This is a genomic window from Acinetobacter sp. Marseille-Q1618 (assembly GCF_902809855.1).
GTDB lineage: Bacteria > Pseudomonadota > Gammaproteobacteria > Pseudomonadales > Moraxellaceae > Acinetobacter.
In genome coordinates this window covers 435345-448352 of the sequence record NZ_CADDWJ010000002.1, presented here as the reverse complement: position 1 = coordinate 448352, position 13008 = coordinate 435345, and the positions used below count along the sequence as shown (strand labels likewise).

Sequence of the window (13008 nt, the reverse complement as noted above, 5' to 3'; positions counted from 1 at the left end):
TTTTGTGGTTTAAAAATAGATCAAAATTTAAAAAATAAGGGGTAATTATGAGAGCGAATCAACAATTTTCTGAGCATCCATTTTCATGGAGAGGTCGATTTTCTAGATTATCGTATCTGGCTTGGATGGGGGGCATGACAATCATTGCGATATGTACTTTTGCTTTTGACTTCTTTCGTTTATTCAAAAACTCTTCTCAAATCAACTTAAGTGTGCTCTCTATGGATGGTTTGTTTGGGAGTTTTACATTGGCATTTCTACCAAGCATTATTTTCTTAGTTTTGTCTTTGTATCCTGCCTTTGTCTTTGTCATTCGGCGTTTACATGATTTAAATCAGTCAGGATGGTGGTCAATTTTAATCTTTGTACCCGTATTAAGTTTCATATTGTATTTATACTTGATGTTTTTTAAAGGTGATGAAAAAAGAAATAGCTATGGTCATCCTCGAGAAACATATTTATGGGAAGGTTTTTTGGGTGGAATTGTGGGATTAATTCTGATCGCTTTTATGATGATTTCGGTTGTTGCTGTATTTCTTCCGATGGGGCAAGCTGAAAACACCCATTTACTTAAGCTAGTGCTTAGTTTTTAATTTTATTGAATTATAAATCAATGTGTTGATTTTATTTGCTTGTGATGTGGAAAGCCTATTTAAAATAGGCTTTCCACATTTATTTTGTTTGTCTGGTGCCTGACATTTACCAATGTTCGCCCGGAAACAAACGTGCATATGCTTTTTGGATGAGATTTAATTTTTCCTGTTTGCCCACAGACGCACTTGAACTTGGAAATAAATTAAAGCCAATCGACATCAGTTTATTATTGATATCAGGTGCAATCGAATAAGTGATTGATGCTAAACGTCCAAGATTGGTTGCCACTTTTTTCGGGCGCTTCACAATTGCATACGCAATTAGATCAGCAGCCTGTTCAGGCGACAATGTTGGCACATATTTATAAATCTTGGTCGGTGCGATCATGGGTGTACGCACAAGTGGCATATACACAGAGGTAATCGCAATCTTATGTGAATGTACCTCGGCAGACAGACAACGACTAAACGCATCCAATGCTGCTTTAGATGCAACATAAGCTGAGAAACGAGTCGCATTTGCCAACACACCAATCGAACTGATATTGATAATTTGACCATCTCTACGATGCATCATTTGTGGCAAAATATTTAAAACCAAACGCACTGCACCAAAATAGTTGAGTTGCATGGTGCGCTCGAAATCATGAAAGCGATCTACAGACTCATGTACCGCACGACGAATAGAGCGTCCTGCGTTATTAATTAAAATATCAATGTGATCAACTGAGGCAATAATCTGTTTAGAAACAACATCAATGGCATCCATATCATTCAAGTCACATGGGAAAATGTCTGCTTTTCCACCTTTTGCCTGAATCTCTGCTTGTACTTCTTTTAAGGTTTCTTCGGTACGAGAAACCAATAAAACATGTGCACCAGCATCTGCAAGCTTATGAGCAATAGTTAAGCCAATGCCACTTGATGCGCCTGTGATTAAAACGACTTTATCCTGCACTTTTTGTTGGAAAAGCTGTTCTAGTTTTTTGTTCATATTTATTTTCCCTGTAAATAAAATATGCCATGAAACTGTGGGGTATGAATCATCATGTAAATGAGAATCTACAAGCGGCAATTTTAACGGAAAATAATAGAAACGCTATAAATAAATATATGAATATAAAGTAATTTTTAGAGTAAAAGCTCTATTTTATAAATTTTATGAATAGAATGATCAAGATACATGGATTCCTGCTAAAAAGCAAAAAAGACCTTCGAAAAGGTCTTTTGTTCGTTTAAATATTAAACTTTTGCCAATGCTTGTTCTAAATCTGCAATCAAGTCATCAATATGTTCGATCCCAATGGATAAACGTACCATGTCGATGCTCACGCCTGCAGCTTTTAACTCATCTTCATTAAGCTGGCGATGAGTCGTTGTTGCTGGATGGCAAGCCAAACTTTTCGCATCCCCGATATTCACCAAGCGCGTGAAAAGCTGTAGAGCATCGATAAAGCGAGTTCCGCCTTCACGACCATCTTGCACACCAAACGATAAAATTGCCGATGGTTTACCTTTGACATATTTCTGTGCCAAAGCGTGTTGTGGATGATCTTTTAAGCCAGCGTAATTCACCCATTTCACTTTTGGATGCGCTTGTAAGTATTCAGCGACTTTTTGTGCATTTTCAGTATGGCGTTCCATGCGCAGATTTAAAGTTTCTAAACCTTGCAGAATCAAGAAAACACTTAAAGGACTGATTGCAGCACCTGTATTACGCAAAGGTACTACCCGTGCACGCGCGATATAAGCAGCCTCACCCAAAGCTTCAACATAGTTCACCCCATGATAACTTGGGTCAGGTGTATTTAGTACTTTGAAACGTTCAGGATATTTACCCCAAGGGAATTTACCGCTGTCTACAATTGCACCGCCAATCGAGTTACCATGACCGCCAATATATTTGGTCAATGAATGCACCACAATGTCTGCCCCATATTCAAAAGGTTTCAGCAGCGCAGGCGTTGCAACAGTATTGTCTACGATGACAGGTACGCCATATTCATGTGCAATTTTAGAAATGGCTTCAAGATCAATAATATTACCCAGTGGATTACCAATAGATTCCACAAAAACCAGTTTGGTTTTGTCATCAATCAAATCACGTAAAGCTTCAGGATTTTGATAATCAAAGAAGCGGACTTCGATGCCCTGTTTAGGTAAAGTGTGGGCAAATAAGTTATATGAACCACCATAAAGCGTTGAAACAGAAGCGATATTGTCACCTGCTTCAGCAATGGTTTGGATGGCATAGGTAATCGCAGCCATACCTGAAGCTAAAGCCAATGCGCCGATTCCACCTTCAAGTGCTGCAATACGTTGCTCTAGTACAGCAGTGGTTGGGTTCATGATGCGAGTATAAATATTCCCCTGAACTTTTAAATCAAATAAATCAGCACCATGCTGAGTGTCATCAAAAGCATAAGAGGTGGTTTGGTAAATGGGTACAGCCACTGCTTTTGTGGTCGGTTCAGGGCTATAGCCTGCATGAATGGCGAGCGTTTCATCCTTATACGTCATAGTTACGTCATCTTCGTGAGTTAAATATGCTTCAGTTTAGCATTTATGAATATGAAATAAAGCGCAAAAATCATGAATATTTATCATAAAAAATCATATAGATGATTGTTTCTCAATAAAAAGTGAATGGTTTTCAGTGGCTATTGTGTTGTTTGAAATTTAGACAGAGTAATTGTTGTAACATTCTCTACAAGATGTGATACATCTCTTATGTTTTCGGGACTTTCATCGTATAATGCAGGCGATTATTTTTTCGCTCATTGAGCAAGGAAATTATGCCTCAGTTTTAATTTGAAAATGAGGTCTTATTTCCACAATTTGATTTTCTATTGAGGAGTCCTACGTGGCCCAATATATTTACACGATGAACCGTGTGTCGAAGATGGTTCCGCCGAAACGCGAAATCTTAAAAGACATCTCTTTATCATTCTTTCCAGGTGCGAAAATTGGTGTACTTGGTTTAAACGGTGCAGGTAAGTCTACCTTGCTTCGTATTATGGCGGGCGTAGACAAAGATTTCTCAGGTGAAGCGCGTGCGCAACCGGGCATCAAAATTGGCTACTTAGAACAAGAGCCACCACTTGATCCAAATAAAGACGTTCGTGGAAATGTGGAAGATGGTTTACGTGAGCCATTGGATGCCTTAGCACGTTTGGACGAAGTATTTGCTGAATATGCAGCAGAAGATGCAGACTTTGATGCGCTTGCAAAAGAGCAAGAAAAGCTTGAAGCAATCATCCATTCTTGGGATGCACATAATATTGTCAACCAAATGGATCAAGCTGCTGCGGCACTTAACCTTCCTGCATGGGATGCTGATGTATCTAAGTTGTCAGGGGGAGAGCGTCGTCGTGTTGCACTTTGCCGTTTGTTGCTTTCGAAGCCAGACATGTTACTTCTTGACGAACCAACCAACCATTTGGATGCAGAGTCTGTATCGTGGTTAGAGCGTTTCTTGAAAGATTTTTCTGGTACGATCGTGGCAATTACACATGACCGTTATTTCTTGGATAATGTTGCAGAGTGGATTTTAGAGCTTGACCGTGGACATGGTATTCCTTATCAAGGTAACTATTCTTCTTGGTTAGAGCAAAAAAATGCGCGTTTAGAGCAAGAGCAGAAGCAAGAAGAATCTTTTGCTAAAGCATTAAAGAAAGAGCTTGAATGGGTTCGTTCAAATGCCAAAGGTCAGCAAAAGAAAAATAAAGCACGTATGGAGCGTTTTGAAGAGTTAAACTCTAAAGAATTCCAACAACGTAATGAAACATCTGAAATCTATATTCCACCTGGTCCACGTTTAGGTAATAAAGTTGTAGAAGTTGAAGGCATTAGTAAGTCATTTGGTGACAAACTTCTGTATAAAGATTTAAGCTTCACTGTACCACCTGCTGCGATTGTGGGTATCGTAGGTCCTAACGGTGCGGGTAAAACCACATTATTCCGTATGATGACAGGTGAACAACAACCTGATACAGGTACAGTAACTCTGGGTGACTCTGTTAAAGTAGCGTATGTGGGTCAGATCCGTGACACATTAGACGACAACAAAACCGTTTGGGAAGAAGTGTCTGGTGGTTTAGACATCTTAAAAATTGGTGATTACGAAATCGCATCTCGTGCGTATATCGGTCGCTTTAACTTTAAAGGTCAAGATCAGCAAAAACGTGTAGGTGGTTTGTCGGGTGGTGAGCGTAACCGTTTACAACTTGCGAAGATCCTACAGATGGGTGCAAACGTGATCTTACTGGATGAGCCATCAAACGACTTGGATATTGAAACTTTACGTGCACTTGAGGATGCAATCCTTGTATTCCCAGGCACGGTAATGGTGGTATCCCATGACCGTTGGTTCTTAGACCGTATTGCAACGCATATTTTGTCATTTGAAAATGAAACACCAGAATTCTTCACAGGTAACTATACTGAGTTTGAAGAATATCGCCGTAAACGTGATGGTGATGATTTAGCAACCAAACGCCAAAAATATCGTAAAATTGGTAGCTAATTTTTAATTTTAAGCGACTGATTTAAAAATAAACCAGCTTTCGAGCTGGTTTTTTATTGCTTAGTGTTTTTTATGAGTAATGTGATTGAAGCTGGTTGAGCGCATCTAAAGCTTCACTATGCCCTTGATTTGCCGCTAGATTTAACCACATTTCTGCTTTAGTTTCATTGGGATCTAGCCCTAATTGTCCATTTAAATACAACATACCGAGTTTAAATTGGGCTGTGCTATATCCTTGCAAAGCGGCATTTAAAAAATACCAAATCGCATTGCGTTGGTTGGTTTCATCTGATTCAGTCAGGGTAGTTGGGTATTTTGAAAAGGTATTTAAAGCCAAATGTTCAAAATATTTTGCTCGTTGATAACTCATCAATGCTTCTGACAGGCGATAACCATGTAGCATAAAGTGTGTTGCAAAATAAGAAACAATAGATTTTTTTATAGAATGACGCAGTTGTTTAAAATCCATTTTATTATGCCTGCAAGACAATAAGGTGATTGAGAAAGAAAAAGCAAAAACCCACCATTTCTACTTTTTCTGAGAATTTTAACAAGCTCAAAACCTCGCTTATTCATCCAAACATTTTTATTGGCTTAGACTTCAACTTTTTTTCATACTGACCAAAATATGAGGTTGAAGTCTAAAGCTGTTCTATTATGAAAATGCCAGTTGGTTATATGCTTTTTTCAATTCTTCCTTTGCAAAAGGGTGACCTTGATGAGCAGCTTGTTCAAGCCATTTTTCAGCATGAATATAACTGCGGTCTAAACCTAATTGACCATTTAGGTAATTTAAGCCCATTTGATACTGTGCTTCTTGGTCGCCACGTAGTGCTGCACGCAACGATGCCCACATTGCATTACGTGTATTTTGAATATCTTCTGCGCTATGCGCAGTCTGAACAGATAAGGTATCGTTTACCATATTTGATTCAACTGTTGAACGCTGAGAAGATTTTCCTAAAAAGCGTTTAAAAATATGCACTAACATATAAACCTCCTTGCTAATCCATTAACAAAGTTGTGAGATTGCCAACCTACAAATGAAGCTGGGATATTACTAATGTAACGCTTTTTAAAACTTTTTCAAATAATAAATTGTAATTTGTCAATATTTAAATGTATAAGTTTTTATATAAAAGGATATTTACAATGTAACATTGAAAAACTGAATAAAACGATCCATTAATATATTGAACGGTTAAAAAATCATTTTGAAGAAGTTATTGCGTTGACCGAAAAATAAAAATATTTGTTCAGCAAAGTACAATGAAATTCTCTATTTTTTAAGATGATTTGGCTGAAAAATCTATGGCGTTTATAAAAAGAAAATACGGTAAAAGTGCAATAAAGTAGAATTACTCACGTCTATGTTGCTTGCAAGTGAAAATGCATTGCGCTTTATTTATGGCGTAGAGGCGTTACAATCAATTAAGCTTTAAAAACTTTAATTGGCTATTTTTGGCGATTTTAATCAAAACAAGGAGCTGGAATGAGCGAACATCATGGACATGATCATAGTCATGCCGTCGTGACAGAGGAAAATGCCAAAAAACTTACTTTTGCACTGATTTTAACTACCACATTTTTAGTGATTGAGGTGATTGCAGGGTTTGTGACACAAAGCTTGGCATTGCTTTCTGATGCAGCGCATATGTTTACCGATGCTGCAGCATTAGCAATTGCATTGGTTGCGATAAAAATAGGTAAATTACCTGCAGATGATAAGCGCACTTTTGGCTATCAGCGTTTTGAAATTTTAGCTGCGCTTTTTAATGCTTCTATGTTGTTTATGGTGGCAATTTATATTGTATATGAAGCATTTAAGCGTTTTAGCCAACCTCCTGAAATTCAAAGCCTTGGAATGTTACTGGTTGCAGTCATTGGGCTTGTCATTAATTTAATTTCTATGAAAATTTTAATGTCGAGTGCTAAGGATAGTCTAAACATCAAAGGTGCATATCTTGAGGTTTTAAGTGATGCCTTGGGTTCGGTGGGGGTGATTATTGGTGCGGCAATTATTTATTTTACAGGTTGGGTATGGGTTGATACTTTAATTGCTGTGCTGATTGGTTTTTGGGTATTGCCACGAGCTTGGATGTTATTAAAACAAAGTATCAATATCTTACTAGAAGGTGTGCCTGAGGAAATTGATATTGAAAAATTACGTCAGGATTTATTGGCTTTAGATGGGGTAGAGAGTATTCACCAACTGAAAGTATGGGCTATTACTTCTAAGAATGTGCATTTAACGGTACATTTATTTGCACCGACAGCAGACCGTAACCTACTTTATCAACAAGCTTTAGAAATGCTAAGCCATACACATGGTATTAAGGAAATGACTCTGCAGATCGAAGATGATGTTTGCATGGCACATTCACATAAGCATTCAACGATAGAACAACATTCACATGATGATGAATCACACTCGCACTCACATTAAGTGAGTATGAGTGTGTCGTAATTAAATCTTAAAAATTTAGAATTATTGAATATGCCACTCATGATTACATTCACGGCATTTCCAGTGTTTATTGGCATTCATAAAAGATTGCATCGAGATTTTAAAATCTGGAAGATCACGCCAGAATAAAACTCCAGCAACAGCACAAATAAGAAAAGCGACGACGGTTGCAATTTGTAAGGTTTGACCTGCACCATCGCTAAACAGCCACAACACCACGCTAATGACCACTAAAAGTAATAAAATAAATAATGCAGGAATCAAAATGACTAAGCTTTTTGGGACAACAGGGCGTACAGCCGCAGTATCACCATTGGCAACAGGAAGAATTTTAGCACTTTGACATTTTGGGCAACGGTATTGCATCATAACTCCACAGATATTTTCTAATGTTGATTTTAGCGGATAGATGAGAAAATAAGAAATTTTAGTCAATAAAAAAGCCACTGAATGTGTCAGTGGCTTTTTCGAATTTGGCGTTCCTACGGGGATTCGAACCCCGGTTACCGCCGTGAAAGGGCGATGTCCTAGGCCTCTAGACGATAGGAACTTATGAGGCAACACAGTAAGATGGTTAAGACCTTGTCTCTGTGTGAGCGCTATATTATGGATATAACGCTGCCTCGTCAACTAAAAAATCAATTAAGCTTGATCAACTGCATCATTTTTCGGCAATTTTAAGCTTTCATTGAGTTTTTCCCATACTTTTACTTCTTTTTTACTTGGCCCGCCTACGACTTCAAGTGCATGACGTAAACGTGCAAAGGTTAAATCAGGTCCAATGGTGACCATAGATTGCATCACGGGTGTTGAAGACGTAGAACCAGCAATTGCAATAAAGAAAGTTGGCATAAAGTCACGTAGTTTGATACCCATTTGATTTGCCAAATCCATTAAAGTCTGGCTGACAGTATCATTGTTCCAAGTAAACATACTTTCTAAGCGCCAAATTGCAAATTGTAAGCTTTGACGAACTTGTTCCTCAGTTAATTTCTTGCTTTCAAACTGCTCTTTGCTAATCGTTGGAAATTGGTTGAAATAAAAACCAGCCCAATTCACTGCTTCAGACAGTAAATTGATACGAGGTTGAATCGCTGCTGCAATTTCTTCTAAGGTTTGACGATCAGACTTCCAAGCCAATAGGGTATTCAATAATTCAGCAGGGGTTAAACCTTTGATCCATTGACCATTTAACCAATTCAGTTTTTCTACATCAAAGATCGGGCCACCCAAAGATACCCGTTGAATATCAAAGTTCTCGATCATTTCAGCCAAAGTGAACTTTTCACGTTCATCAGGCATTGACCAACCCATACGACCTAAATAGTTTAACAATGCTTCAGGCAGTACGCCGATGTCTTTGTAATAATTGATCGAAGTTGGGTTTTTACGTTTAGACAGTTTTGATTTATCTGGGTTACGTAACAATGGCATATGGCAAAGTACAGGCATGTCCCAACCAAAATATTGATACAATAATTGGTGTTTTGGCGCAGATGGAATCCACTCTTCACCACGGATAACATGGGTAATTTGCATTAAATGGTCATCAACCACGTTAGCTAGGTGATAGGTAGGCAATCCATCAGTTTTTAGTAAAATTTGCATATCAACTTGCGCCCACGGGATTTCAACTTCACCACGTAGCATATCGTTAAATTTACAAATACCATCTTCAGGCACTTTCATACGGATCACATGCGCTTCACCCGCAGCCAAGCGACGTTGCACTTCTTCTTCTGAAAGTAATAAACCACGACCATCGTAACGTGGTGTTTCACCACGTGCTTGTTGTTCTGCACGCATTTGATCTAATTCTTCTGCTGTCGCAAAACAGTAAAAAGCGTGACCTTTTTCAACCAAGTCCAACGCATATTTTTTATAAATATCCATGCGTTCAGACTGACGATATGGGGCATGAGGACCGCCCACATCAGGACCTTCAGACCAGTTTAAGCCTAACCAACGTAGTGAATCTAAGATCATTTTTTCAGATTCAGGAGTTGAGCGTAGTTGATCTGTATCTTCGATACGCAAAATAAATTCACCGCCATTTTGCTTGGCAAAACATAGGTTAAATAAAGCGATATACGCTGTTCCTACATGAGGGAAACCTGTAGGAGAAGGTGCAATACGAGTACGAACGGTCATAGTCAACTATTATTCAGAATGTAAATTGGGAACTATTATAACGAAAAAGCCCAATCGCTTAAGGGTTAATTCACCAATAAACAATCGGGCAGGCTCATTCTCAGGGGGATAAGTATATTGAGCCGTTAAAAGTTTTAAAAATTAAGAGCTATGTGGTTGGAAAATGGCTTGCACCAAGCGAGAAAAACGTTGATGTTGTTCCGCTAAAAAATTCTGTGACGCCGTACTTTTTAATGAGGTAAAGACTTTAAGATCATCTGGATTCGATAACACTTTATTGCCTTCACGTTTTTGCTGATTTAAGGCTTTTTCAATAGGAGAAAGTTTTTCAGTCATCACTTGTGATGGCGCAACTGTTGCTTGGCTTTTAGTAATCGCAGCAGCTTGTGTAACTTGCATACCAAGACCTAAAGTTAAACTTAATGTAAATAATTTAATCATCTGTAAATTCATTGTATTCCCCCCCACCAAGGACATTATTTTTAGTTTAAGAATTCCTCTCACCGCCATATTTTAACCATAAATAGTCACAATATGTACAATAGCGTCACATATTTTTACAAAAATGACATTTTTTGTCGCTTTAAATCAAAAATACGATGTATTTGTAAGAGCAGCGTATTATTAGCAAACAAATGTGTAGTTATTGTGAAGGAGTATACATTTTTCTCTAAATTTAAAATACTTGTTTTTGAATAAAGTTATACAAGAAAAAGATATCTAAAATACAGCTATTGATTTGATATATTGTTATAACCATATGATTGTAAAATAAAAAACTAAACAATAAAGTAAGCTCAATCTAAAAACCAATCCTGTGAAATTAAAATGAAAAAAATGATATTGGCAAGTGTATTCAGCTTAGTTGGGTTAACTAGTTTAAGTGCTTATGCTGCAAAAGATTTTTTAAACGTATCCTATGATCCAACACGAGAGTTTTATCAAGAATATAATAAAAGTTTTGGTACTTTTTGGAAGCAGCACACAGGACAAACTATCGAATTTAAACAATCTCATGGCGGTTCTGGCAAGCAAGCGCGTTCAGTGATTGATGGTTTACAAGCAGATGTCGTGACCTTGGCTTTGGCAAATGATATTGATGAAATTGTCAAAGCAGGTTTGATTGAAAAAGATTGGCAAAAAGAATTTCCAAATAATTCAGCACCATATACATCTACAGTGGTTTTCTTAGTGCGTAAAGGAAATCCTAAAAATATTAAAGATTGGAATGACTTAACTAAGCCGGGCGTTGAAATTATTACCCCAAATCCTAAAACAGGGGGTGCACCACGCTGGATTTATTTATCCGCATGGGGATATGCACTGAAACAGCCGGGTGGAAATGATGCCAAAGCACGTGAATTGGTCAAAAAACTCTATAAAAATGTCAAAGTCTTAGACTCAGGCGCACGAGGTTCGCTAACGACTTTTGCCGAGCGTGGCATTGGTGATGTATTGCTATCTTGGGAAAATGAAGCGATTTTGGCAACTTCTGGACCTGATAAAGATAAATATCAAATTGTTTATCCTTCTATTTCTATTTTGGCAGAGCCTTCAGTAGCAATCGTAGATAAAAATGTGGATAAAGATGGGAATCGTAATTTAGCCAAAGGTTATTTAAATTATTTATATTCTCCGCAAGGGCAAGAGTTGGCTGCAAAATATCATTTCCGTCCTCGTAATGCTCAAGTAGCAGCTAAATATGCATCTAAATTTCCAAAAATTAAATTATTTACCATCAATGATGTTTTTGGCGGTTGGGCAAAAGCGCAACAAACTCATTTTGTGAATGGGGCGATTTACGATCAAATTTCATCTGAAAAATAAGATGATTTGATAGTTCAAAAAAGACAAAAAGAGAATTTTTTTAATTCTCTTTTTTGTATAAGTAATGCTAAAAAATCTATAAAATATAAATAAGTATATTGTTTTAATATTTTTATAAATAGAAACAATTGATTAACACAGAATTGATTTATAAAAATACAATTTGAGCAAAAATTATTAAATTGCGGTTTATCTGCTTATTTCATATATTTAGCACAATTCAAGATTTTAGTGCTGAAATGTCATGAAAGTTCAATTTAAAACATGGCTACACGTTGCATTGCTCGCAACTGGTGTGGCAGTAACCTCTAATGCTACCCATGCTGCGGACCGTCAATTTTTAAACGTATCTTATGATGCTACACGTGAATTTTACGATGAATTCAATAAATCATTTGGTACATATTGGAAAAGCCGTACAGGGCATACTGTAAATTTTAAACAATCCCATGGTGGTTCTGGCAAGCAAGCGCGTTCAGTTGTAGATGGCTTAAAAGGCGATGTGGTGACTCTTGCTTTGGCAAATGACATTGAAGAAATCGTAAAATCAGGTCAAATTGATAAAGGTTGGCAAAAAGAATTTCCACATAACTCAGCGCCTTATACCTCAACGATCGTGTTTATGGTGCGCAAAGGCAATCCAAAACACATTAAAGATTGGACTGATTTGACCAAGCCGGGTGTGCAAATCATCACACCAAATCCGAAAACAGGCGGATTGCCGCGTTGGATTTATTTGTCTGCGTGGGGTTATGCGCTGAAACAACCGGGTGGTAACGATGCTAAAGCACGTGAATTCGTGTCTAAAATGTACCATAACGTGAAAGTCATGGATCCTGCAGCACGTGCTTCGATGACGACATTTGCTGAACGTGGTATCGGCGATGTATTGCTGACTTGGGAAAATGAAGCCATGATCAGTAAAAAAACTTTAGGTAATAAATTCGATATTATCTATCCATCTATGTCTATTTTGACTGAGCCTTCGGTTGCGATTGTGGACAAAACTGTGGCGAAAAATGGCAATAAATGGTTAGCAACAGGTTATATTAACTATTTATATTCTCCAATTGGTCAGGAAATGGCGGCAAAACATTTCTACCGTCCACGTAATGAGAAAGTTTTAGCGAAATATGCAAAACAATTCCCGAAATTAAAAACATTTACCATTGATGAAGTCTTTGGTGGTTGGCCTAAAGCGCAACAAACTCACTTCGTAAATGGTGGTGTGTTTGATCAAATTTATAATGATAAGCGTTAAGCAAAAATTATAAAGATTTTATTGAAAACCTCCATTTGTGGAGGTTTTTTTATTGTTTTATAAGGGAAATAGCAATATTAATTTCTATACGACTCATAAAATCAAAGCATTCAATGATAATTTGCTTAAACAGTGTACAGTAATGCGCTAAATAAGCTGATAAAACGGTTTTCCCCATCGAAAG

General features: G+C 37.4%; 12 protein-coding genes and 1 tRNA gene. 5 read left to right on the top strand and 8 right to left on the bottom strand.

From position 1 onward, the window contains the following. Window positions 1-47: 47 nt before the first annotated feature. Window positions 48-593: a DUF805 domain-containing protein gene (locus HUS24_RS09350; protein ID WP_173911782.1), complete on the top strand. Its 546-nt coding sequence runs from the start codon at window positions 48-50 to the stop codon at window positions 591-593. A 106-nt stretch (window positions 594-699) separates the two neighbouring features. On the opposite strand, the gene HUS24_RS09345 is transcribed toward HUS24_RS09350, so the two are convergent. Together HUS24_RS09345 and HUS24_RS09340 are read right to left on the bottom strand one after the other, a co-directional pair. Beyond that, window positions 700-1587, bottom strand: a complete 888-nt coding sequence (locus HUS24_RS09345) for an SDR family NAD(P)-dependent oxidoreductase (protein WP_173911781.1) — start codon at window positions 1585-1587, stop codon at window positions 700-702. A gap of 248 nt (window positions 1588-1835) precedes the next feature. Next, window positions 1836-3113 (bottom strand): O-acetylhomoserine aminocarboxypropyltransferase/cysteine synthase family protein, encoded by a 1278-nt coding sequence (locus tag HUS24_RS09340; RefSeq protein ID WP_065993822.1) that lies wholly within the window; start codon window positions 3111-3113, stop codon window positions 1836-1838. Window positions 3114-3456: 343 nt separating this feature from the next. Here HUS24_RS09340 and ettA point away from each other — a divergent pair, with 343 nt between their 5' ends. Further along, window positions 3457-5118 carry an energy-dependent translational throttle protein EttA gene (gene ettA, locus HUS24_RS09335; protein WP_065993821.1) on the top strand — a complete coding sequence of 554 codons (1662 nt, stop codon included), beginning with the start codon at window positions 3457-3459 and terminating at the stop codon, window positions 5116-5118. A gap of 70 nt (window positions 5119-5188) precedes the next feature. Here ettA and HUS24_RS09330 read toward each other — a convergent pair whose 3' ends face one another. Both HUS24_RS09330 and HUS24_RS09325 read right to left on the bottom strand, forming a co-directional pair. Beyond that, window positions 5189-5587, bottom strand: coding sequence for a tetratricopeptide repeat protein (locus HUS24_RS09330; protein ID WP_254433840.1), 399 nt, complete (start codon window positions 5585-5587; stop codon window positions 5189-5191). Window positions 5588-5773: 186 nt separating this feature from the next. Further along, window positions 5774-6109: an SEL1-like repeat protein gene (locus HUS24_RS09325; protein WP_173911780.1), complete on the bottom strand. Its 336-nt coding sequence runs from the start codon at window positions 6107-6109 to the stop codon at window positions 5774-5776. 501 nt (window positions 6110-6610) lie between these two features. Between HUS24_RS09325 and HUS24_RS09320 the strand changes: the two genes are divergently transcribed. Next, window positions 6611-7564, top strand: coding sequence for a cation diffusion facilitator family transporter (locus HUS24_RS09320; RefSeq protein WP_173911779.1), 954 nt, complete (start codon window positions 6611-6613; stop codon window positions 7562-7564). Window positions 7565-7606: 42 nt separating this feature from the next. Here the strand turns inward: HUS24_RS09320 and HUS24_RS09315 are convergent, their stop codons facing one another. From HUS24_RS09315 to HUS24_RS09300, 4 genes are all read right to left on the bottom strand, one after another. Continuing rightward, window positions 7607-7951 (bottom strand): hypothetical protein, encoded by a 345-nt coding sequence (locus HUS24_RS09315; RefSeq protein WP_173911778.1) that lies wholly within the window; start codon window positions 7949-7951, stop codon window positions 7607-7609. 108 nt (window positions 7952-8059) lie between these two features. Further along, window positions 8060-8135, bottom strand: a tRNA-Glu gene (locus HUS24_RS09310). A 92-nt stretch (window positions 8136-8227) separates the two neighbouring features. Further along, window positions 8228-9736, bottom strand: a complete 1509-nt coding sequence (gene gltX / locus HUS24_RS09305; RefSeq protein WP_173911777.1) for a glutamate--tRNA ligase — start codon at window positions 9734-9736, stop codon at window positions 8228-8230. 141 nt (window positions 9737-9877) lie between these two features. Further along, window positions 9878-10189, bottom strand: a complete 312-nt coding sequence (locus HUS24_RS09300; RefSeq protein WP_171530971.1) for a DUF4179 domain-containing protein — start codon at window positions 10187-10189, stop codon at window positions 9878-9880. 375 nt (window positions 10190-10564) lie between these two features. Between HUS24_RS09300 and HUS24_RS09295 the strand changes: the two genes are divergently transcribed. Both HUS24_RS09295 and HUS24_RS09290 read left to right on the top strand, forming a co-directional pair. Continuing rightward, window positions 10565-11563, top strand: coding sequence for a sulfate ABC transporter substrate-binding protein (locus HUS24_RS09295; protein WP_173911776.1), 999 nt, complete (start codon window positions 10565-10567; stop codon window positions 11561-11563). Window positions 11564-11807: 244 nt separating this feature from the next. Next, a complete protein-coding gene (locus HUS24_RS09290) occupies window positions 11808-12824 on the top strand; it encodes a sulfate ABC transporter substrate-binding protein (protein ID WP_173911775.1) in 1017 nt (338 codons plus the stop codon). Window positions 12825-13008 lie beyond the last annotated feature (184 nt).

What these genes read in the sequence shown, in the direction of transcription:
- HUS24_RS09340 (WP_065993822.1), bottom strand. Translation starts at nt 3,113, where the DNA reads ATGACGTATAAGGATGAAACGCTCGCCATTCATGCAGGCTATAGCCCT.
- gltX (WP_173911777.1), bottom strand. Translation starts at nt 9,736, where the DNA reads ATGACCGTTCGTACTCGTATTGCACCTTCTCCTACAGGTTTCCCTCAT.
- HUS24_RS09330 (WP_254433840.1), bottom strand. Translation starts at nt 5,587, where the DNA reads ATGGATTTTAAACAACTGCGTCATTCTATAAAAAAATCTATTGTTTCT.
- HUS24_RS09295 (WP_173911776.1), top strand. Translation starts at nt 10,565, where the DNA reads ATGAAAAAAATGATATTGGCAAGTGTATTCAGCTTAGTTGGGTTAACT.
- HUS24_RS09350 (WP_173911782.1), top strand. Translation starts at nt 48, where the DNA reads ATGAGAGCGAATCAACAATTTTCTGAGCATCCATTTTCATGGAGAGGT.
- HUS24_RS09325 (WP_173911780.1), bottom strand. Translation starts at nt 6,109, where the DNA reads ATGTTAGTGCATATTTTTAAACGCTTTTTAGGAAAATCTTCTCAGCGT.
- HUS24_RS09315 (WP_173911778.1), bottom strand. Translation starts at nt 7,951, where the DNA reads ATGCAATACCGTTGCCCAAAATGTCAAAGTGCTAAAATTCTTCCTGTT.
- HUS24_RS09300 (WP_171530971.1), bottom strand. Translation starts at nt 10,189, where the DNA reads ATGAATTTACAGATGATTAAATTATTTACATTAAGTTTAACTTTAGGT.
- HUS24_RS09290 (WP_173911775.1), top strand. Translation starts at nt 11,808, where the DNA reads ATGAAAGTTCAATTTAAAACATGGCTACACGTTGCATTGCTCGCAACT.
- HUS24_RS09345 (WP_173911781.1), bottom strand. Translation starts at nt 1,587, where the DNA reads ATGAACAAAAAACTAGAACAGCTTTTCCAACAAAAAGTGCAGGATAAA.
- HUS24_RS09320 (WP_173911779.1), top strand. Translation starts at nt 6,611, where the DNA reads ATGAGCGAACATCATGGACATGATCATAGTCATGCCGTCGTGACAGAG.